Raw genomic sequence first — 19,828 nt, 5'->3', positions numbered from 1 at the left:
TAATCGCTACTCATTTCATGCAATGCAAAAGAGCCAGTAAACCAAGAGTTACTCCGGTTTACTGGCTCTTTAAATTAAGTAGACAATCAGTCTAATGATAAAATGTAATCAACCATTTCATCTATGTTCTCATCAGGAACTAGTCCAGCTGGCATTGCAGTTCCAGCAACACCGTCTTTGATTGCATCATGTGCTTCTTTTGCGTCAAGTGAGCTATTTAAAGCCGGCCCCATTCCGCCTGCCAAGCCATCGCCGTGACAACTAATACACTTCTGTTGAGCAACTGCTTCTGCATCAAATTCGCCAGTGTTTGCACTTTCTTCAGTTGTTTGCTCAGTGCCTTCTTCGTTAGCTCCAGCAATTTCCTTTTTTTGATCTAAGCCATAAAGTGACATGAAGAAAACCAGTCCAATTCCGAGTGCGAAAATTAGGAAAAATGGTACAACAGGATTTTTATTCATTGGATTACCCTCCTTCACCAGAATCTATTCTGTAAAAGATACAGTATACAATTAACATTGTACTGTATCTATAAGAAAACTGAAAGTGTTATTGGACGACTTTTCGTCTTTTGTGACAGAATCGCCATAATTCGCAATTCAGCAACCTAGTTGTCTAGCAATGACCATCCGCTGTACTTCTGAAGTACCTTCTCCAATTTCAAGAAGCTTGGCATCACGTAAATAACGTTCGACTTCATACTCGCGCATATAGCCATAGCCACCGTGTATTTGGATCGCTTCATTGGCAACTTCCATAGCAATTTCGGAAGCATATAATTTACACATCGAAGCTTCTTTTGTAAACTTTCTACCTTGGTCTTTCAGCCAGGCCGCTTTATACACCATAGTCCTTGCAAGTTCGATCTTCATCGCCATATCAGCCAGTTTGAATTGTGTAATTTGGAAAGAGGATAACGTCTTTCCGAATTGCTTACGTTCTTTTGAGTACTTCAAAGCCCTCTCATATGCTGCCTGCGCAATACCTACTGCCATCGCACCGATACCGATACGACCACCGTCAAGCGTTACAAGGAATTGCTGAAGCCCTTTTCCACTCTCGCCAAGTAGATTCTCTTCTGGAACTACTACATCTTCAAGCAATAATTCTGTTGTATTGGAAGCATGCAAGCCCATCTTTTCATAATTATCAATAATTTTAAAGCCTTTTAAATCTGTCGGTACGATAATTGCGCTAATCTCTTTCTTGCCGTCTTCACGACCCGTCACAGCAGTCAATGCTAGGTGTTTAGCATAGCTTGCATTGGTAATATAGACCTTTGAGCCGTTGATCGTATACTGCCCATTAGAAAGCACAGCAGACGTCTCTGTTCCACCAGCATCAGACCCAGCATTAGGCTCTGTCAAACCAAAAGCCCCAAAGGATTCGCCAGTACAGATCGGCGTTAGATACTTCTGCTTTTGTTCTTTTGTTCCAAATAAGTTGAGAGGTGCACCACCTAGTGAAATATGAGCGGAATACGTAATACCCGTCGATGCACATGCACGGCTCAATTCTTCCGTCACAATAGCAAAACTGATCGTGTCTGCTCCACCACCCCCGTATTTCTCGGGAAATGGTAAGCCCATCATCCCCATTTCTGAAAGTTTTTGAAAAATTTCCACCGGGAACTTTCCCGTGCGATCACGATCTACTGCACCTGGCGCTACTTCCTCATTCGAAAAATCTCTCATCAGTTTTTTCACCATTTGCTGTTCTTGAGTTAAATCAAAATTCATCATGATCATCCTCTCTACACTTATACCATTCTATTACATTTGTAAGCCCTTACATTACAGTATATAGAAAACGGACGGAATATAACAATACCTTCATCACATTCCGTCCGTTTATATAGATAATAGTAAAAATGCGACTACTGTTAATAGACCTAGTGAGCCTGAAATAGTAAAGTATAGCAACTTTAATATTCTTCCAGTAAATAACCATAAACCACAATTCAACACGAGAAGTCCGACCAATAATGTCGTGTCCCCATCAAAAAATGCAGTCCAAATCTTCAATGACATCATCAATAAAAGAAAAGCCATCGATATGTAGAGAAATGGTGCAAAACCTTTCTTAATGAATGTTTTTCTTGATACGAACGTGAGGAAAGTCAAAGCCAATACAGCTGCAACAGTCAATGTGGCGACTGGATATTCCGTCAGTACAAACATAGCAATGGATGCTACACCTGCCAGCAATAAGCTAATAAGCAAAATCATAAATTGTTTGGCTCGCAACTTTCTGCGTTCCCTTTGAAGGGTGGAAGATTCTTTCTCTGCCACTTCGTCGGGATCTTCTCCTTGTGCATACAAGGTTATGAGGAAATCACAATAATGCTCAGGCAAGAGTTTATTGGCTTTCCAATACCGGATTTCAGAAATGATGATCTGTTTCTTATCTATAGCCATCCTTTCTCCTCCAATAGTATCAATCTTCTTTTTTTAAATAAAGAATAAAAAGCATCGGCTATTTCCAGCCGATGCACCTATTATTCTAAGAAGTCTTTAAGTCGTTTGCTGCGTGATGGGTGGCGTAACTTTCTAAGTGCTTTTGCTTCAATCTGACGAATACGCTCACGCGTAACACCAAATACTTTGCCCACTTCTTCAAGCGTACGTGTGCGGCCATCGTCTAGACCAAAACGTAAACGTAATACATTTTCTTCACGATCTGTTAACGTATCTAAAACATCTTCAAGTTGTTCCTTTAACAATTCATAAGCTGCATGGTCTGAAGGAGACTGCGCTTCTGAGTCTTCGATAAAATCACCAAGATGGGAGTCGTCTTCTTCACCAATTGGCGTTTCCAATGAAACAGGCTCTTGAGCAATCTTCAATATTTCACGAACTTTTTCTGGAGTCAAGTCCATTTCTTCTCCGATTTCTTCAGGGGAAGGCTCTCGTCCTAAATCTTGGAGTAATTGACGCTGAACACGAATCAATTTATTGATCGTTTCCACCATATGCACAGGAATACGAATGGTACGTGCTTGATCTGCAATTGCGCGTGTGATTGCCTGACGGATCCACCAAGTTGCATACGTACTGAATTTAAAGCCTTTCGTATGGTCAAATTTCTCTACAGCTTTAATAAGACCCATATTTCCTTCTTGAATCAAATCTAGGAATAGCATACCGCGACCGACATAGCGTTTTGCAATACTGACAACTAAACGTAAGTTCGCTTCAGCCAATTTCTTTTTGGCATTCTCACCACGAATAATAGTAGCATCTAATGCAGGAGTCATTTTCCCTGTTTCCTCAAGCTCTTTTTCAGCAGCTAAACCATCGATAATCCGAATCGCTAACTCTACTTCTTCTTTACCCGTCAATAAATCTACTCGTCCTATTTCTTTTAAATACATACGGACTGGATCGTTGATTCTTACGCCAGGTGGTACACTTAAATCATTTAAATCAAATTGCTCTTCTTTTTCAGCCTTGGGATCAGCTTCTTCTTTTCTATCCATTTCGATTTCTTGCGCTTCAATCTGATCTAAAAACTCCTCAAATTGGTCTGGCTCCATTTCGAAAGAAGCCAATTTTTCTGTTACATCCTCTAATGTTAGTTCACCTGTTTTTTTACCTGCTTCAATAATTGCTGCTTTTGCTTCTTCAAGAGTCAATTCTACTTCTCCCGTTTGTTCTTCTTTTGTCATAGTGACTATACCTCCTTACAGAACCTTTAACGATCTCACAAGCTGGATTACTTCCGAGGCCAACTCCATTGCTTTCAGTAGGTCGTTCCTTTTTTCTGCTTCTTTAGATTCGTGCCGCTTTTGATCAATTAGACGTTTCATTTGATTTCTTTTTAAATGACGGATACAGTCATTTACTTCTTGTGTGGTATGCTCTTTTGAACGTTCAGTTAAGATGGCTTCCATGACGACTTTCTTCAGTTGCCGGTCTTCCAACATTTCTGCAAATCGCTGATAGTTTGGCAAATCATATTGTTCATAAAACGCTGCCAACTTAAAGAATATTTTAATGACATCATCTCTTACAAATAAATCTTGAAGTTCCAGTCGTTTTTCCTCGAATAGATCTGCGTCCATCAGCAGATGTGCAAGAAGTAATTGTTCCGCGCGATCTGTTTCTGTACGATTCGCCGGGACTCTCGTTACTTGTACAGTTCTGCTTTCATCAGGACTTGAATCATGCGATTGTTTCGATTGTTTTGCCTTTTTCGCAATCGACTTAGTAAATTCTTGTTCAAGTGACTCTTTTGAAGCATGGGTTTCATTGTGGAGTTGCTGGATCAATAAATCTTTCTCGATAGGAGAACAACGGTGAGCCAGTTCGTCAAATACTTCGTGTACGTATTGCTTGATATCATGATCGACAGATAAATTCTTATCTCTTCTATAGTAGGCCGCTACAAAAGAAATATAGGACAACGCCTGATCAAGCACTTTTTCCGAAAACACTTCTGAACCATGCTGACTGATATAATCATCAGGGTCCATTTTGTCAGGCAATGTGGCAACGAGTACATCCATTGCGCTATCCATCAATTGGTCAGCAAATCGTTTGGCAGCCCCCCAGCCAGCTGAGTCACCATCACAGCAAATGACGATTTTTTTTGCCATTCGCTTTAATTTCACGATATGATGCGCGGATAATGCAGTACCCATAACAGCCACTGTATTTCCTATTCCGCCACGATCTGCTGCAATCGTATCCATGAAACCTTCGAATAATACTACTTTACCCGTTTTTCGAACATTAAGACGTGCTCGGTGAAAATTAAACAAAACCTTGCTTTTTTCAAAGACGGGAGTTTCTGGACTATTGATATATTTAGCGTCAGAAGAAGAATCCTCCAACCTTCTGCCGGAGAATGCGATGGTTGCGCCATTATCATCCTGAATTGGAAACATGATCCTTCCCCTGAAACGGTCAAAATAACCTGAGCCATCTTCTTTATGGAAACAAAGTCCTGCCGTTTCCATTTCTTGCATATCAAAACCTTGTCTCTTTAGCAGTGCCGATAAGGCATCTGACTGAACAGGAGACCATCCTATTTCATACTGTTCTATCTCATCACGCGTAAATCCTCTTTTTTCTAGATATTCTAATGCTTTTTCGCCTTCTATGGTGTTTAAGAGCAGATGGCTATAAAAATTAGCAGCCAGTGTGTAGGCTTTCAGCATTTTTTGATTAGACGAGGATTTTGACGCTTGGTTGTCTGTTTGGGAACTTTCCAACTCTACTCCCATTCGACTGCCTAGTTTGACGATGGAGTCAATGAATGATCGATTTTCCATATCCATCATGAACGTGATGGCATTACCGCTTGCGCCGCAACCAAAACAATGGAATAATTGCTTGTCTTCGGAAACAGAGAAAGACGGGCTACCTTCTTCATGGAATGGGCAGAGTCCAAACCAGTTTTTACCTCTTTTTGCTAATTGGACATATTCGCTGATTAAATCGACAATGTCAGTTCCTGAACGGATTTCCTCAATTGTTTCGTCAGATATTCTTGTCATTCTATCACCATTTCCACTCTATATACATAAATTCTAGACGTTTTCCAAAAATCCTTCTTTATCGACATTTTTTGCTATAATTATTTTCAGTATCTGCAATTATGTCACATTTATGACATATTAGCCGAGTAGAGACACACAGAAAAAAGAAGACCCAACTAAATCGTTCAGTTGGCCTTCCTTGCAGAAAATGCTTTTAGAATCGTATTGGCTGTCTCTTCTACCGCGCGATTCGTCACATCGATGACTTTACAACCGACACGTGTAGTAATTTCATTGAAATAGTCCATCTCCTGTTGAATACGTGCTATTTTCGCATAGTTTGCATCATCTTTCAAGCCTAATGCCTCCAAGCGAGATTTCCGAATCGAATTTAATTGCTCAATGGAAATACATAGACCAAAGCACTTTGTAGGGTCAATGGAGAAAAGTTCTGATGGTGGGTCTACTTCTGGCATAAGGGGCACATTGGCCACTTTAAAACCTTTATTCGCGAGATATTGAGATAATGGGGTTTTGGATGTTCGCGACACACCGATTAGAACCATGTCTGCTTCCAATATGCCACGCGTGTCTCTTCCGTCATCATAGCGAACTGCAAACTCGATTGCTTCGATTTTTTTGAAATAGTCGTCATCCAACTTCCTGACAAGACCCGGCTCTTCAAATGGTTGTTGTTTCAATTGGTTCCCCATCTTCTCAATCAATGGACCGAGTAAGTCTACGAAAGGAACTTCCAATTCTTCACAAAGGACATATAGCTGTTCCCTCATCTGGCTTTTGACCAAAGTAAAGACAATCAACGCTTGCTGTTGCTTTGCCAAGAATACAATTTCTTCTAATTGTGAATTCTCTTCTATATATGAAAATCTTTTTATTGAAACCGTCTCTAAATCGTGACGAAACTGACTCGCAGCCGCTTTCGTCACAAGACCTGCAGTTTCCCCGACGGAATCAGAGACAATGAATAATGTGAATTTTGTCATGTAGTCACTCCTCACACATCTTGATCTTCCACTAATGAAAGAAAAGCGGCAGTAATATTTGTTTTTGTCACTCGTCCCATAACTTCAAGTCCGTTTTTACGCTCTTGAACTATAGGTAATGAATCGATTTGGCTGTCCATCATTTTTTTGGCAACGGAAATGAGTGTATCTTCTTTTTTGCAATATGTGACATTCGGCATTCTTGTCATAATGACATGCACGGGTATCTTTTCTAGTTCTGTTCTTCCGATGCTCGTTCTCAACAGATCCTTACGTGATACAACGCCTGTCAATAATGACTGCTGGTCCACTACGAATAGCGTTCCAACATCCTCTAAAAACAGTTGGCAAATCGCGTCATATACTGATAGATTTTCAGTGATGACGACTGGCCTCGATTGATAATTAGCTACAATCATATCCACCATGCCATCCGCAACGGATTTAATAGGTTTCTTACCAGAATAGAAATAACCTACACGCGGTCGTGCATCCAAAAATCCAGCCATCGTCAAGATTGCTAAATCTGGTCGGATCGTAGCGCGTGCCAAATGTAAACGTTCAGCAATTTGCTCTCCTGTAATCGGACCGTTTCCTTTGACGATGTCGAGGATTTCATTCTGACGTGTATTTAATTCCAAACATGTCACCGCCTTCAGACTTCAAAGTTGTATTTACTGTCTAATTATATATCAACACGCTCGCTATTGCGAAGAAAGGAGAAGCATGCTAAACTAATTTTGAATCAAGTAAACGAAGAACGGTCAATAAGTAGTGTATATTTTGAGCGAACAGGGATAGTGAAAGCCTGTACCTACACGAAACGGCAGCCGGGAGTTGAAACATTCATTATGAAAGTGGGTTGAAAAACCAATCGGGGTGGAACCGCGGGTTATCATGCACTCGTCCCCGGACATGATCTATGTCCGGAGACGTGTGCTTATTTTAATTGGAGGCGTTTAGAATGTTATCTATGGAACAAGTAGTCAATCTTTCAAAACAACGGGGATTCGTATTCCCAGGGTCTGATATTTATGGCGGTTTAGCGAACACTTGGGATTACGGTCCACTAGGTGTCGAACTAAAAAATAATATCAAGCGTGCTTGGTGGCAGAAATTCATCCAGGAATCACCTTATAACGTAGGTCTTGATTCCGCAATCTTAATGAACCCAAAAGTTTGGGAAGCATCCGGTCATATTGGAAACTTCAATGATCCGATGATCGATTGTAAAAAATGTAAAACCCGCCACCGTGCAGACAAATTAATTGAAGAAGCTTTGGATGCAAAGGGAATTGAAATGGTCGTTGATGGCCTTCCGTTTGATAAAATGTTCGATTTGATTCAAGAACACGAAATCAAATGTCCTACATGTGATGCGTTGGATTATACTGAAATCCGTCAATTCAACTTAATGTTCAAAACAAGCCAAGGTGTAACAGATTCTTCTGCTAACCAAATCTTCCTACGTCCTGAAACAGCACAAGGTATCTTCGTGAACTTCAAAAATGTTCAACGCTCTATGAGAAAGAAAGTACCTTTTGGTATTGCACAAGTAGGAAAAAGTTTCCGTAACGAAATCACACCAGGTAACTTCACATTCCGTACTCGTGAGTTCGAACAAATGGAACTTGAATTCTTCTGTAAGCCAGGCGACGATGAGCAGTGGTATAAGTACTGGATTGACCAGTCTGAAGGATTATTATTGAAACTTGGTTTGAAGAAAGATAATATTCGTCTTCGCGAACACAATGAAGATGAGCTATCCCACTATTCTAAAGGAACTGTGGACATCGAATACAAATTCCCATTCGGCTGGGGAGAGCTATGGGGAATCGCTAACCGTACCGACTTCGACTTGAAGCGTCATATGGAATATTCAGGCGAGGACTTCCATTACCAAGATCCAATTACGAATGAAAAATACGTACCATACTGTATCGAGCCTTCCGTTGGTGCGGACCGCGTAACGTTGGCTTTCCTATGTGACGCATTTGATACGGAGGAACTTGAAGACGGCGATACACGTACCGTTCTTCGTTTCCACCCAGCATTAGCACCAATCAAAGCAGCAGTCCTTCCATTGTCTAAAAAACTTGCGGACGATGCAGAAAAAGTATATGCAGAGCTTTCAAAGCATTTCCCAGTACAATATGATGATTCCCAATCTATCGGACGCCGTTACCGTCGTCAAGATGAAATCGGAACTCCATTCTGTATTACATTTGACTTTGATTCACTAGAAGACCAACAAGTGACTGTTCGTCACCGTGATTCTATGGAACAAGAACGTATGCCTATTGCAGACGTTACAGCATATATCCAAAAACACCTACAATTCTAATTATAGGAAAGCCCAGGAGAAGTTGGCATCAGCCTTCCTCTTCTGGGCTTTCTTTAGTTCGTTCTTTTGGTTTTTGCAATTCAGGTGTACGTTCCAATTGCTCAATGAACTTTCTGGATTTTAAATAGATTCCGGTTTGCTCTTGATAAATCGTCGAAACCAGCTTCGCCATAAATGTTTTCGTCTGTTTCTTCAACGTCAGCTTACCAATCTGATCTAGCGGAACATTATAAAACATTCGAATCAATTTAATTTGTGTAGGTGACAGCCGAATGATATACGGATCGATATGAAAACAGCGATGACAGAGAAAACCAATCTGCTGAAAAGAAAATGCGAATTCACCTTCTGTAGCGCCACAACTTGCACACTCGTGAAGTATAGGATGTATTCCAGCAACCGGCAGCATCTTCCACTGAACGAACAGTGTGATGGCTTCTGCGTCATAGCCTTCTTCCATAGCATGAAATGACTCGTCAAGCAAACGAAATATGCTTGCATTCGGCTGTTCAGATTCCGTTAGGCGATCAAGCAACTCTACAATCAAACCCGCATATGCAGTCGTCTCTAAATCAGAGCGAATGTGACGGACGCTGCTGATAAGCTCGCCTTGCTCAAGCGATCCCATGCCCCTGCTTGCACGAACAAGAAAATAGCCGTGCGTAAAGGTTTGTGTAATAGCCGCTAAGCGACTCGCGGGCTTTTTCGCACCTCTTGCCATCGTCGTGATCTTTCCCGCTTCTTTCGTATAGATCGTCACGATTTTATTGGATTCTCCGTAAGGGATACTTTTGATAATGTAGCCTTCCAACTTATTCAGCAACACGTTCTCTCCTTTAGCAGGACAGACAGCTTAGTAGTCTTCCTCGTTAAATCCGAATTCTTTCAAACGACTTGGACGGTTACGCCAGTCTTTTTGGACTTTCACCCATAGCTCTAAATATACTTTATGTCCAAGCAACATTTCGATATCTTTTCTTGCCTTCACACCGATTTCTTTTAAGAGCTTACCACCTTTACCGATGACAATCCCTTTTTGTGAATCACGTTCCACAATGATGGTCGCGCGGATATGCGTTTTGTCAGTTACAGGGTCTTGCTCGATGCTTTCAATCGCCACCGCAATCGAGTGCGGAATTTCTTCGCGTGTAGTATGCAACACTTTTTCACGAATCATTTCGGAAATGATGAAACGTTCTGGGTGATCCGTCACTTGCTCTGCATCATAAAATTGTGGGCCTTCTTCTAGATAACTTTCTAGCGTTTCCACCAATCGTTCAATATTGTTACCATTTAGCGCGGAGATTGGAACTACTTCCGCAAAGTTCATTTCATTTGTATACGATGTAATGATCTCGAATAATTGATCAGGATGCACAAGATCGATTTTATTGATGACCAAAAATACAGGAGTCTTGGATTTCTCGAGCCATTCCATAATATATCTATCACCTGTACCGATTTTTTCATCCGCATTGACCATAAACATGATGACGTCGACTTCGCTTAACGTACTGCGTGTCACTTTCAACATGAAGTCGCCTAGGCGGTGTTTCGGTTTGTGAACACCTGGTGTATCGATGAAAATCATCTGAGATGTATCGGTTGTCACAATTCCCTGGACTTTATTTCGTGTAGTTTGCGGCTTGTCGCTCATAATCGCAATTTTTTGACCGACCATGCGGTTAATAAATGTAGATTTCCCTACATTGGGACGTCCGATAATGGAAATGAAGCCTGACTTAAAGTTGTTCTTCTGCATAATCTAAATCCTCCTTGGAAAAAGCACCCGGCAATAGCTGGTCTACTGTTGTTTCGTGTATATCACCTTTCACATTCGTCAAGTATACAGGCATGTTCGGTGCGCAAAATTCCGCAATGACTTGGCGGCAAGAACCGCACGGCGCGATTGGACCTTCCGTATCGCCAATTACTGTGATTGACTTGAACGATGTAACACCTTCAGATACCGCTTTAAAAATAGCTGTTCTCTCTGCACAATTGGATAAACCATACGCAGAGTTTTCAATATTGCATCCACGATATATCGTACCGTCACTAGCCTCTAGTGCAGCACCTACTGGAAATTTCGAATAGGGAACATAGGCCGTTTTCATCGCTTGCTTTGCTTCATTCATTAATTGTTCTACTTGCATCTACATACCATCCCTTCATTCGATCAATTTATCCAAACCATTTTGGAAAGAAAATTATACAGCCGACAATCGCGCTGGCTATGGCAAACACGAAAACGGATCCGGCTGCAATATCTTTTGCTTTTTTCGCTAGTGGATGGAATTCCGTTGTGACAAGATCCACTACATATTCCACTGCTGTATTCATTAATTCAAGCGCCATCACTCCTGCAATGACGATAAAAATAATCATCCATTCTGTTTGTGACAGACCGGTGAACCAACCCGCAATCAACACGATCATTGCGGATACACCATGAGATTTCATATTCCGACCTTGCCTAAAGCCGTCTTTAATGCCTTCCCACGCATAGATGAATGATTTCAAGAATTTCTGCATAGACTCACTGCCGTTCCAAACCGAATGCAGTTAAAATTTCCGTCTGTCTACCGAACATTTCACGTTCTTCCTCTTCATCGAGATGGTCATATCCGAGTAAATGCAAGAATCCGTGTAATGCAAGAAATCCCAGTTCCCGCTCGAACGAGTGATTGTATTCAAGAGCCTGACGTTTTGCTGTATCGATGGAAATCACGATATCCCCCAGTACAACAGGCATATCGCTTTCTTGAACAATTGCCACTTCTCCTTCCGACAATTCTTCTAGTGCAAATGAAATAACGTCGGTTGGACGGTCTTTGCCTCTGTACTCAGCATTCACAGCTTGAATGGATTCATCATCCATAAACGTAATAGACAACTCATACAGACCTTCCATTTTCTCCATTTTTGATGCGTGAGTCAACAAATCCTTGATCAAAGCTTCCGAACTCGGTTCCACGATTTCTGTTTCATCTTCGAAATAAAAATCTATCATAGTTGCTCTGCTCCTTTACTTATCGGGATATTCAATCCGATTATGGAAGATCCCGTTTAACGTTTCATTAATGGCTTGTTTCACTAGTTTAATTTCTTTTAACGACAAATCACATTCATCAAATTGATCATCTTCTAATTTCCCACGCACAATCGCGTTGACGAGCGTGGCAATTTTTTCAGGTGTCGGTTCTTTCATAGAACGCACCGCAGCTTCTACACTGTCTGCAATCATGATCACTGCATTTTCTTTCGTTTGCGGTTTTGGTCCAGGATAACGGAAATCGTCTTCCTTCACAACTGGATTGGTTTCTTTCGCTTTCAGATAAAAGAATCTGACGCTACTCGTTCCATGGTGCTGTCTCGCAATAGCTATAAGCTCTTTTGGCATACGGTGCTTTTCCAAAATTTTCGCTCCATCTTCCGCGTGGGCTATAATCATATCACGACTTTTCTCGGGTGTCAGTGCATCATGTAGATTACGGCCATTATGTTGATTTTCAATGAAGAATCCTGGGTGTATAGTCTTCCCGATATCATGATAATAGCTGCCAACACGCGCGAGCAACCCATTGGCTCCAATTGCCTCACACGCCGCATCCGCTATATTCGCAACCATAATGCTGTGATGATAGGTTCCCGGCGTCTCCACTAAGATTTTCTTTAGGAGCGGATGATTAGGATTTGAGAGCTCCACTAATCGCATATTAGAAAGCAAATGAAAACTCGATTCGAAAAATGGCAATAACCCCATCGTCAAAGCCCCAGACAACAAACCTGATGAGATGGCTGCCCCCGCATAGAAAATCAGCTCGGGTGTTGTATAACTAGTCTGTGTCATCAATAAATAAAATATGATGAACATCATGTTTGATCCTGCCACACCGAGACTTGTCTGTAGAATCGTTGAGCGTCTCCCATGTTCACTTAGTAAATAAATACTCACAATCCCACCGAATAGAATATACAGCGCTACTTCCATTTGCATAATTGCCGCCAAGCCTTCTTGCATCATGATACCGGCTGTCGCAGACGTAATAATCGTCGCAAGTACTGCTGAACGCTCGTTAATTAATAGCTTGATCAACATCGGCACGAGAGCCGTCGGAAATAAAAACGCAATGAGGACATCAAACTCACGATCGATATAGCCGACGATTTTCATTAAAACAACGGATAGTAGTAAAATACAATAGAAAATAACTAGTGCTTTCTTTTTGAATGCTTCATCTCTTTTGGACTTGCCGAAGTGTATGGCAATCAAACCTGATACGAACAAAATAAACAAAATAATGCCGAACATCGGTTTAAGTGAAGACTGATTAGTAAGGACTCCAGAAAGCTTGAGCTGGTGATACACATCACGATCGATCAACTGTCCTTCACGTACGATGACTTGTCCTTGTAAAATACGAATGGCTTCAACTGAAGCTCGCGCATCCGTCCGATTCTTAACAGTCAATTCTTCATCGACAACCTCTGTTTCCACCACTGCCATTCGCCCGAGGGATAGCGCAACATCAAGCAAATCTCTCGGTAGGGTAGTAGTTTCACGAATTCTGCGCTCCACTTCATAGCGATGAATCGGCACTTGTTCAGCTTTAAACGGCTTTGATAACTCTCTTCCCACTACAAGTGTCAGTAATTCATGCAAATTATTTAGATCATTTTGTTCAGCCGTAAGTAGCTGCTTAAGCTGATCATGTGTAACGGGTAATAAAGTTTGTTCTTTTTCCAGCCCTTCCAATTTCTCTTGAAGTAGCTTCATTTTTGAACTTGACGTCATATCAGGATCTTCTGTCGCTTCGACTTTGACATCACTGACTGCAGTAAAGATGGAACCGAGGATCGCTTGGCGGTTTTTCATAACATCCTCTGAGAAACGATAGGAATTAGGTACCGCCTGTTCTGCCCGTACACGTTCAAGTTCGGTTTTTTCGATATCTTCTATTGTTTTAGGTGAACGTATAGTTTTCGGTGAAATTTCAAAAGCCGAAATTTCGTACGTTTCGTTTTGTGTACTGCCATACATTAGAAAAAACAATGGGATACTGGAAAGAGAGACGACAAGAAGCAAAAGAAAGGTAAATTTCACTTTTCTTAGTTGTGAAAATAGTTCCTTTAAAGCTGTCATGCAATTGCCTCCTTTTCGGCAAATGGTCCGCACATGAATGGGTAACTATGTATATTCATCATTCAAAAAAAGCAGTCAATTAATTAGTTGACTGCTCTTTCTCATATGCATCAATGATCTTCGCAACAATCGGATGTCGGACTACGTCACCTTGTTCCAAATACATGAATTGGATATCTTGCACGTTCTTCAAAATATGTTCTGCAACATTTAGACCAGAATCTACACCACGAGGTAAATCAATTTGCGTTTTATCACCTGTGATGACCATTTTCGATCCAAAACCGAGACGAGTCAAAAACATTTTCATCTGAGCTTTCGTGGTGTTTTGTGCTTCGTCTAAAATAACGAATGCATCGTCAAGCGTTCTTCCACGCATGTACGCAAGTGGTGCAATTTCAATGACTCCACGTTCCATAAGACGTTCTGTATGTTCGGCTCCTAGCACGTCGTGTAACGCGTCGTAAAGAGGACGAAGGTACGGGTCAACTTTTTCTTTCAAGTCGCCTGGAAGGAATCCTAAGCTCTCTCCAGCTTCAACGGCAGGTCGGGTCAACACAATTCGTTTTACTGAACCCGTTTTCATTGCCTGCACCGCCATCACGACAGCGAGATACGTCTTTCCTGTTCCGGCAGGTCCGATACAAAACACTAGATCTCTTGAACGAATTGCCTGGACATATTCTCTTTGTCCAATGGTTTTTGCACGAATAACTTTCCCTTTTGTATTGCGTGCAATTTCTTCATCGTATAAAGAAGAGAAATATTCAATCGTGCCATTTCTCGCCATTTCTATCGCTGTGGCCACATCGCGTAAATTAATATTAATACCTTTACGGATCACTTTCAATAACTGCTCGAGCAATGTTTTCGCAGCTACCGCTTGTTCTTCTGCTCCACTGATCGAGATATTTTCACCTCTAGTGTGGATTGAAACTTTCAATTCCTCTTCAATTAAATTCATGTTCTGATCGGAAATGCCAAGAAGCATAATCGCTTCGTTCGGTTCTTCAATATGAAGTTGAAGTAAATGTTCGCTCAATATTTTCAGTCTCCTTGAGTTATAGGTCGTTTTTCAGCAATGTTTTCATTAAGTAAAAATAGTATAGTCCCACTCACTTTATCATTAGTAAAGGATACATGTAAAATGTTTTCTTCTTTAATTATGCGTTCATTTGTTTTCTTTGACAATAAATCATACTTGATCAACGGCAATATGATGGTCTCTTCCATTCCTTTCTTCAAAAACACTTCCTGAATATGCGTTTCTTTCAACTTATCCATCACAATAGGGTTTCTAAAACGTATATCTTTTATCTGGTTACCTGTCCATGGCTTTTGCCAACTGATATTCACATTTTCTTCTCCTTGAATCGAATAACTAATCGTCCGGGGTAATTCAAAATGACATTCTAACCAGTAGTCAGCAAAGACTTCTCCATCTGCCCCTACTACTGTCGTTTTCTCTCCTTGTTCTAGAATACCTGTTGCTAGCATATCACCTTTTTTTACGGTTTGATGAATGATACTCGCTCTTTCTCCTCTCGTTAACGCAAAGTGTGTAATGACTCCTCCTGTTTTTGCTACTAGATGGGAGGGCTTTTCTTTCACTTCTTCTTTCACTTCAGTGGAAAGTGGAGCAAGCATCGGTGAAACAGTTAACGAAGTACCTGTCTTTGAGAACCGGATCCACGATAGAGAGGGTTCATCTTGCATCAGCAGTCGACGAATTTCATCTTCTTCCGGTAATTTGGATAATAAAGTAGGCGCTGTAATTCGCGCTTTCTGCATCTTGTTTTCCATTCGTTGCGCAATTTCCGGTACATCACTTTCCACTGTGATATTCCACAGAAACAATGATGCAACTAGCGGGATGACACAGACGATTAAGAACAATGAAGATGCGAATAGTCGATGCTGAACTGTATCCTGACCTTTACGCCTGATTTGTACTTTCACACGGTATTTTCTTCTATAACGACGGATAATTTGAATTCCTTTTGAATCCGTCTCAAAAAACATTGCACTTCCAGAGACATACAAGCTGCTGATCTTGACATGCTCTCTTTGTAACCTACTTAGAAAAACAGAACCGTTACGAACATCTTTCACCTGAACTTCAAATCGTTTAGTACTCATGGCTGTTTCCTTCTTCAGGCGTAAAACGCACCGTTACTTCCTGCAGTTCGTCGATCGATATATGGGCGTGTTGTTCAGTCAGCATTAGAACTGTTACATCTTCTCCTTTGACAGTCATGACATAGTCATTCGTTTGAAAGGATACGGATTGTTCGCTTAATGCAAGCAAGCGATAGTTGCCGGTAATCCGCAATGAGTTGAATTCATCTAGAATAATGGATGGATGAAGTGCGAATAATTTTTTCATGAAAAAACCCCCTGTCTCATCCTATGAAAAGACAGGGGGCGGCATGATTACCGTTTTGATTTTGGTGGACCTAAAATTTCTGCATAGACAATCCCTTGCATGATCTGCTGCGGAGTTTTCGGAATTAAGTCTTCCTGCAAGATGGGTTCATCTTCTAACATGATCTTCCCTCCATGTAGTCTACCTCTTCCCGTTTGACGTTCTGAACGTGACGCAGAAGCAGACTTAGCTGGCTTTTTAGGCTCTGCATAGAAAATTTCCGACTGAGGCGCCTGCGTCTTTACAGGCTGTTCAGGTTCTTTCGTTTCTTGTTGGAGATCTTGGAATTCCTTTTGAATATCTTCGAATAGGTTCCTAGATAATTCCTTCAACGAACGCGGCTTCTCTTCAGGAGTTGCATAGGTCCGCTGCGTTTCTCTCTGCTTCATTTGACGTTGAGTTGGTTGTGCTGGCCATTGCTGGCTAGGCGGTCGCTTCGGTTTTCCATCTGGTTTCTCTTGGTCTTTCTTTTTACCGAATAGAGAACCCAAAGCCAGCATAATGACAAAAATTATCAGTTGTTCCATTATGCATCCCCTTCCCGGGAATTCATCTCGTTATGATTGATCTTTCTTTGGTTGTTGATCCGAACCTGTTTTACTGATAGAATCCCGCATGCTTGTATCTGCTTGGATATTTTTATAATTCATATAATCCATGATTCCGATATTTCCTGAACGCAAAGCTTCTGCCATAGCTAAAGGTACTTCGGCTTCCGCACCCACAACTTTCGAGCGCATCTCCTGCGTTTTTGCCTTCATCTCTTGTTCACTCGCAACAGCCATCGCACGGCGTTCTTCCGCTTTTGCTTGGGCAATATTTTTATCTGCCATCGCTTGTTCAGTCTGAAGTTCCGCTCCGATGTTTTTACCGATATCCACGTCAGCAATATCAATCGAGAGAATTTCAAACGCTGTACCTGAATCCAAACCTTTTTTTAGAACAGTTTGGGAAATCATATCCGGATTTTCCAGTACTTTTGCGTGGCTGATAGAAGAACCAATTGTCGATACGATACCTTCACCAACACGCGCAACGACTGTTTCTTCACCTGCTCCACCGACTAGTCGGTCGATGTTTGCACGGACTGTAATACGAGCTTTCGCTTTCACTTCGATACCGTTCATCGCAACACCTGCGATAAATGGTGTTTCGATTACTTTCGGGTTAACGGACATTTGAACTGCTTCCAAAACGTCACGTCCTGCCAAGTCAATCGCTTGTGCTCTTTCGAAAGTCAAGTCGATGTTCGCACGTTGCGCAGCAATCAATGCATTTACAACGCGGTCAACATTACCACCTGCTAAGTAATGGCTTTCCAACTGGTTGATCGATACTGTTAGACCCGCTTTATGTGCTTTAATTAACGGGTTAACTACCCTGCTCGGGATAACCCGACGTAAACGCATACCGACTAACGTGAAGATACTTACCCGTACGCCTGCCGCCATTGCGGAAATCCATAGTGTGACTGGCACAAATGTAAAGAATACCGCCAGTACGATGATGATAATGAAGACTGCAGCTACCAGTCCGATTGTTCCTAGTCCCATCATAAGCCTTGTTCCTCCTCTTTCTTCTCTCTTACTACAATTCTGAAACCTTCTACTGCTACGACAACTACTTGTTTACCACTCTCGATATAACGACCTTCTGATACTACATCGATTCGTTCACCGTCCAACTCGGCGACACCCGATGGATAAAGTGGTGTAATGGTTGTAGCAACTTTCTGCAACAATTCATTACGATTTTTGTTGGAGACGTAACCGCTTTCCGTATCCATCGTATCCATTAAAATGATTTTGTTCAACAGATGAAGTTTTTTACCGAAGAATTTCATAATAACCACTACTCCTATACATGCTACGGCTATCGCAATTAGCACCGAGATTGCCATGAATGCCAAGTTTGTGCCTGCCATTAAAATACTTCCTATGATAGCCAAGACTCCGAAGATACCCGCTATCCCCCCTGCAACAAAGAATTCGGCAATAATAAGGGCGACGCCGAGCAGGAATAATAACAATGTTTCATAACCTGCAAGACCCGCTACTGTGTGTCCGTAGAAGAATAAAAACAGAGCGGTTAACCCCATGCTTCCCGGCACACCAAAGCCCGGTGAATATAATTCAACAATCAGTCCGAGACTTGCAACAGAAAGTAAAATCGGTACTACGACCGGGTGGGTGATGAATCGCGCCATTTTCTCTGCAAACGTTTCCGTTGTAGAAATAACTTGCGCGCCTTCCAAATCTAGCTTCTTAAGTAACTCATCAAATGTAGCCACTGTACCTTCACTGTACTTCACTTGTTCAGCTTCGTCAGCAGTAAGAGTCAGAAGTTCCCCTTTTTGTGCACGCAAGTCTGGCAGATCGATTTCAGGATTTGCCATGGCAAGTGCATATTGTGGGTCACGGCCTGAGTGCTTTGCGGCATTTTTCATTTGCGCCAACCAATAACTATTGGCTTTCGTTTCTGCTGCATTTCCAGATCCATCGATGACTTGTGCAGCACCGATTGAACCGTTTGGTGTCATGTAGATTTCATCTGCATAGAGCGCAAGGAAAGCTCCCGCAGATAGTGCTCGGTCGTTGATGAAAGCGATAATTTTTACATCATCAGTCGTTTTCATCAGCTTGGCGATTTGATCAGCGGCGTCTACAAACCCTCCAGGAGTGTCTATATCCAACACAATCGTCTCTGCACCTTCAGCTTTAGCTTCTTTGAATGAACGCTGTAGGAAGGCATGCAGCCCCTTTTCTACTTCTTGGTGAAGGGGTACGCGATATACTTTTGTTTCAGCTGCGTCTGAGTGTATAAAAGGCAACGCGATTGTACCGATGAATAAAATGAGCAGAAAAACTGACCTAATCATTTTAGACATTATTTTCTCACCTCTCTCTACTGCCTATTATACTTACTATTTACGTTTGAAGAAGCATTTGGTTTCATTTAATCGCAATTAAATAAAAGTTTTTCTTGCTGTGTGTCATAGCTCGTTAGTATATGGATAAAATAAGCAGAATAGTTGAAGCCTTGTTTAAAGTTGTAGTGGATGAAGGTTAAATTAGAAGACTGAATTAGTATCTATGAGGGGATGGAGTGGAGATACTTAGAATATTCATCGGAGCAAGTAAGTGAAGTATTTTTGTATCTAAACTTAATTAAGTTAAAGTTCAAAATAGATTATGAACATAATTTCAATGCACATCAAAAAGTATCATCCATTCACATTGTATGGGATTGCCGCGTAGGAGGGGCGACTCCCAAAGGATCAGTTCGACAGGCGAGACAACCAAAGAGAGCGAGAGCCGTAACGAAGAACGGCTTTTGCGAGTAAAAGCGAAGCGTTAGGAGCACATCTTTGCATTTGCGACTGGTTGGCTCGCCGCGAACCCTCAGGAAAGCGTCCCCTCCGAAGTAC

General features: G+C 41.6%; 20 protein-coding genes. 1 reads left to right on the top strand and 19 read right to left on the bottom strand.

Translation table 11 applies throughout. The features are described 5' to 3' along the window. Nucleotides 1-86: 86 nt before the first annotated feature. The 7 genes from CSV63_RS02590 to ccpN all read right to left on the bottom strand — a co-directional run bounded on the left by CSV63_RS02590 (nucleotide 87) and on the right by ccpN (nucleotide 7,136). A complete protein-coding gene (locus CSV63_RS02590; RefSeq protein WP_199203583.1) occupies nucleotides 87-461 on the bottom strand; it encodes a c-type cytochrome in 375 nt (124 codons plus the stop codon). Nucleotides 462-599: 138 nt separating this feature from the next. Next, nucleotides 600-1,739 carry an acyl-CoA dehydrogenase family protein gene (locus CSV63_RS02585; protein ID WP_099694641.1) on the bottom strand — a complete coding sequence of 380 codons (1,140 nt, stop codon included), beginning with the start codon at nucleotides 1,737-1,739 and terminating at the stop codon, nucleotides 600-602. A 111-nt stretch (nucleotides 1,740-1,850) separates the two neighbouring features. Then, complete coding sequence (locus CSV63_RS02580; protein ID WP_099694408.1) at nucleotides 1,851-2,417, bottom strand: hypothetical protein; 567 nt, start codon at nucleotides 2,415-2,417, stop codon at nucleotides 1,851-1,853. Nucleotides 2,418-2,497: 80 nt separating this feature from the next. Further along, nucleotides 2,498-3,667: an RNA polymerase sigma factor RpoD gene (gene rpoD, locus CSV63_RS02575; RefSeq protein ID WP_099694407.1), complete on the bottom strand. Its 1,170-nt coding sequence runs from the start codon at nucleotides 3,665-3,667 to the stop codon at nucleotides 2,498-2,500. 15 nt (nucleotides 3,668-3,682) lie between these two features. Continuing rightward, nucleotides 3,683-5,500, bottom strand: coding sequence for a DNA primase (gene dnaG / locus CSV63_RS02570; protein WP_099694406.1), 1,818 nt, complete (start codon nucleotides 5,498-5,500; stop codon nucleotides 3,683-3,685). A gap of 167 nt (nucleotides 5,501-5,667) precedes the next feature. Next, nucleotides 5,668-6,486, bottom strand: a complete 819-nt coding sequence (locus tag CSV63_RS02565) for a pyruvate, water dikinase regulatory protein (protein WP_099694405.1) — start codon at nucleotides 6,484-6,486, stop codon at nucleotides 5,668-5,670. An 11-nt stretch (nucleotides 6,487-6,497) separates the two neighbouring features. Beyond that, nucleotides 6,498-7,136 (bottom strand): transcriptional regulator CcpN, encoded by a 639-nt coding sequence (ccpN, locus tag CSV63_RS02560; RefSeq protein ID WP_099630211.1) that lies wholly within the window; start codon nucleotides 7,134-7,136, stop codon nucleotides 6,498-6,500. 314 nt (nucleotides 7,137-7,450) lie between these two features. Between ccpN and CSV63_RS02555 the strand changes: the two genes are divergently transcribed. Continuing rightward, nucleotides 7,451-8,830 (top strand): glycine--tRNA ligase, encoded by a 1,380-nt coding sequence (locus CSV63_RS02555; protein WP_099694404.1) that lies wholly within the window; start codon nucleotides 7,451-7,453, stop codon nucleotides 8,828-8,830. Nucleotides 8,831-8,858: 28 nt separating this feature from the next. On the opposite strand, the gene recO is transcribed toward CSV63_RS02555, so the two are convergent. The 12 genes from recO to CSV63_RS02495 form a co-directional block, all read right to left on the bottom strand. Then, entirely contained in the window at nucleotides 8,859-9,653 is a 795-nt protein-coding gene (gene recO, locus CSV63_RS02550) for a DNA repair protein RecO (RefSeq protein ID WP_099694403.1), read from the bottom strand. 30 nt (nucleotides 9,654-9,683) lie between these two features. Continuing rightward, nucleotides 9,684-10,592, bottom strand: coding sequence for a GTPase Era (era, locus tag CSV63_RS02545; protein ID WP_099694402.1), 909 nt, complete (start codon nucleotides 10,590-10,592; stop codon nucleotides 9,684-9,686). Next, entirely contained in the window at nucleotides 10,573-10,986 is a 414-nt protein-coding gene (locus CSV63_RS02540; protein ID WP_099694401.1) for a cytidine deaminase, read from the bottom strand. The genes era and CSV63_RS02540 overlap by 20 nt, the downstream gene beginning before the upstream one ends. 28 nt (nucleotides 10,987-11,014) lie before the next feature. Next, nucleotides 11,015-11,365: a diacylglycerol kinase family protein gene (locus tag CSV63_RS02535; RefSeq protein WP_099694400.1), complete on the bottom strand. Its 351-nt coding sequence runs from the start codon at nucleotides 11,363-11,365 to the stop codon at nucleotides 11,015-11,017. Between the two features lie 4 nt (nucleotides 11,366-11,369). Further along, nucleotides 11,370-11,843 carry an rRNA maturation RNase YbeY gene (ybeY, locus tag CSV63_RS02530; protein WP_099694399.1) on the bottom strand — a complete coding sequence of 158 codons (474 nt, stop codon included), beginning with the start codon at nucleotides 11,841-11,843 and terminating at the stop codon, nucleotides 11,370-11,372. A gap of 15 nt (nucleotides 11,844-11,858) precedes the next feature. Continuing rightward, nucleotides 11,859-13,976 (bottom strand): HD family phosphohydrolase, encoded by a 2,118-nt coding sequence (locus tag CSV63_RS02525; RefSeq protein WP_099694398.1) that lies wholly within the window; start codon nucleotides 13,974-13,976, stop codon nucleotides 11,859-11,861. Between the two features lie 79 nt (nucleotides 13,977-14,055). Next, nucleotides 14,056-15,018 carry a PhoH family protein gene (locus tag CSV63_RS02520; RefSeq protein WP_199203582.1) on the bottom strand — a complete coding sequence of 321 codons (963 nt, stop codon included), beginning with the start codon at nucleotides 15,016-15,018 and terminating at the stop codon, nucleotides 14,056-14,058. A 5-nt stretch (nucleotides 15,019-15,023) separates the two neighbouring features. Continuing rightward, nucleotides 15,024-16,115, bottom strand: coding sequence for a sporulation protein YqfD (locus CSV63_RS02515; RefSeq protein ID WP_099694396.1), 1,092 nt, complete (start codon nucleotides 16,113-16,115; stop codon nucleotides 15,024-15,026). Continuing rightward, on the bottom strand, nucleotides 16,105-16,362 hold the full coding sequence (locus tag CSV63_RS02510) for a YabP/YqfC family sporulation protein (protein ID WP_099637309.1): 258 nt from the start codon (nucleotides 16,360-16,362) through the stop codon (nucleotides 16,105-16,107). The genes CSV63_RS02515 and CSV63_RS02510 overlap by 11 nt, the downstream gene beginning before the upstream one ends. A gap of 47 nt (nucleotides 16,363-16,409) precedes the next feature. Next, nucleotides 16,410-16,928: a hypothetical protein gene (locus tag CSV63_RS02505; RefSeq protein WP_099694395.1), complete on the bottom strand. Its 519-nt coding sequence runs from the start codon at nucleotides 16,926-16,928 to the stop codon at nucleotides 16,410-16,412. Nucleotides 16,929-16,958: 30 nt separating this feature from the next. Continuing rightward, entirely contained in the window at nucleotides 16,959-17,954 is a 996-nt protein-coding gene (gene floA / locus CSV63_RS02500; protein WP_099694640.1) for a flotillin-like protein FloA, read from the bottom strand. After that, nucleotides 17,954-19,288: an NfeD family protein gene (locus CSV63_RS02495; protein ID WP_099694394.1), complete on the bottom strand. Its 1,335-nt coding sequence runs from the start codon at nucleotides 19,286-19,288 to the stop codon at nucleotides 17,954-17,956. The genes floA and CSV63_RS02495 overlap by 1 nt, the downstream gene beginning before the upstream one ends. Nucleotides 19,289-19,828: the final 540 nt, after the last annotated feature.

Origin of the sequence: Sporosarcina sp. P34 (assembly GCF_002743375.1) — a bacterium.
Classification (GTDB): domain Bacteria; phylum Bacillota; class Bacilli; order Bacillales_A; family Planococcaceae; genus Sporosarcina.
Note: the sequence above shows the minus strand (reverse complement) of the source record. Positions and strands in the feature narration are given on the sequence as shown.

Excerpts from the sequence above, each read along its gene's own strand:
- CSV63_RS02565 (WP_099694405.1), bottom strand. The coding sequence starts at position 6,486 with ATGACAAAATTCACATTATTCATTGTCTCTGATTCCGTCGGGGAAACT.
- CSV63_RS02505 (WP_099694395.1), bottom strand. The coding sequence starts at position 16,928 with ATGGAACAACTGATAATTTTTGTCATTATGCTGGCTTTGGGTTCTCTA.
- CSV63_RS02585 (WP_099694641.1), bottom strand. The coding sequence starts at position 1,739 with ATGAATTTTGATTTAACTCAAGAACAGCAAATGGTGAAAAAACTGATG.
- CSV63_RS02540 (WP_099694401.1), bottom strand. The coding sequence starts at position 10,986 with ATGCAAGTAGAACAATTAATGAATGAAGCAAAGCAAGCGATGAAAACG.
- era (WP_099694402.1), bottom strand. The coding sequence starts at position 10,592 with ATGCAGAAGAACAACTTTAAGTCAGGCTTCATTTCCATTATCGGACGT.
- CSV63_RS02580 (WP_099694408.1), bottom strand. The coding sequence starts at position 2,417 with ATGGCTATAGATAAGAAACAGATCATCATTTCTGAAATCCGGTATTGG.
- CSV63_RS02555 (WP_099694404.1), top strand. The coding sequence starts at position 7,451 with ATGTTATCTATGGAACAAGTAGTCAATCTTTCAAAACAACGGGGATTC.
- CSV63_RS02495 (WP_099694394.1), bottom strand. The coding sequence starts at position 19,288 with ATGTCTAAAATGATTAGGTCAGTTTTTCTGCTCATTTTATTCATCGGT.
- floA (WP_099694640.1), bottom strand. The coding sequence starts at position 17,954 with ATGGGACTAGGAACAATCGGACTGGTAGCTGCAGTCTTCATTATCATC.
- dnaG (WP_099694406.1), bottom strand. The coding sequence starts at position 5,500 with ATGACAAGAATATCTGACGAAACAATTGAGGAAATCCGTTCAGGAACT.
- CSV63_RS02535 (WP_099694400.1), bottom strand. The coding sequence starts at position 11,365 with ATGCAGAAATTCTTGAAATCATTCATCTATGCGTGGGAAGGCATTAAA.
- ybeY (WP_099694399.1), bottom strand. The coding sequence starts at position 11,843 with ATGATAGATTTTTATTTCGAAGATGAAACAGAAATCGTGGAACCGAGT.
- CSV63_RS02510 (WP_099637309.1), bottom strand. The coding sequence starts at position 16,362 with ATGAAAAAATTATTCGCACTTCATCCATCCATTATTCTAGATGAATTC.
- CSV63_RS02525 (WP_099694398.1), bottom strand. The coding sequence starts at position 13,976 with ATGACAGCTTTAAAGGAACTATTTTCACAACTAAGAAAAGTGAAATTT.
- rpoD (WP_099694407.1), bottom strand. The coding sequence starts at position 3,667 with ATGACAAAAGAAGAACAAACGGGAGAAGTAGAATTGACTCTTGAAGAA.
- CSV63_RS02515 (WP_099694396.1), bottom strand. The coding sequence starts at position 16,115 with ATGAGTACTAAACGATTTGAAGTTCAGGTGAAAGATGTTCGTAACGGT.
- CSV63_RS02590 (WP_199203583.1), bottom strand. The coding sequence starts at position 461 with ATGAATAAAAATCCTGTTGTACCATTTTTCCTAATTTTCGCACTCGGA.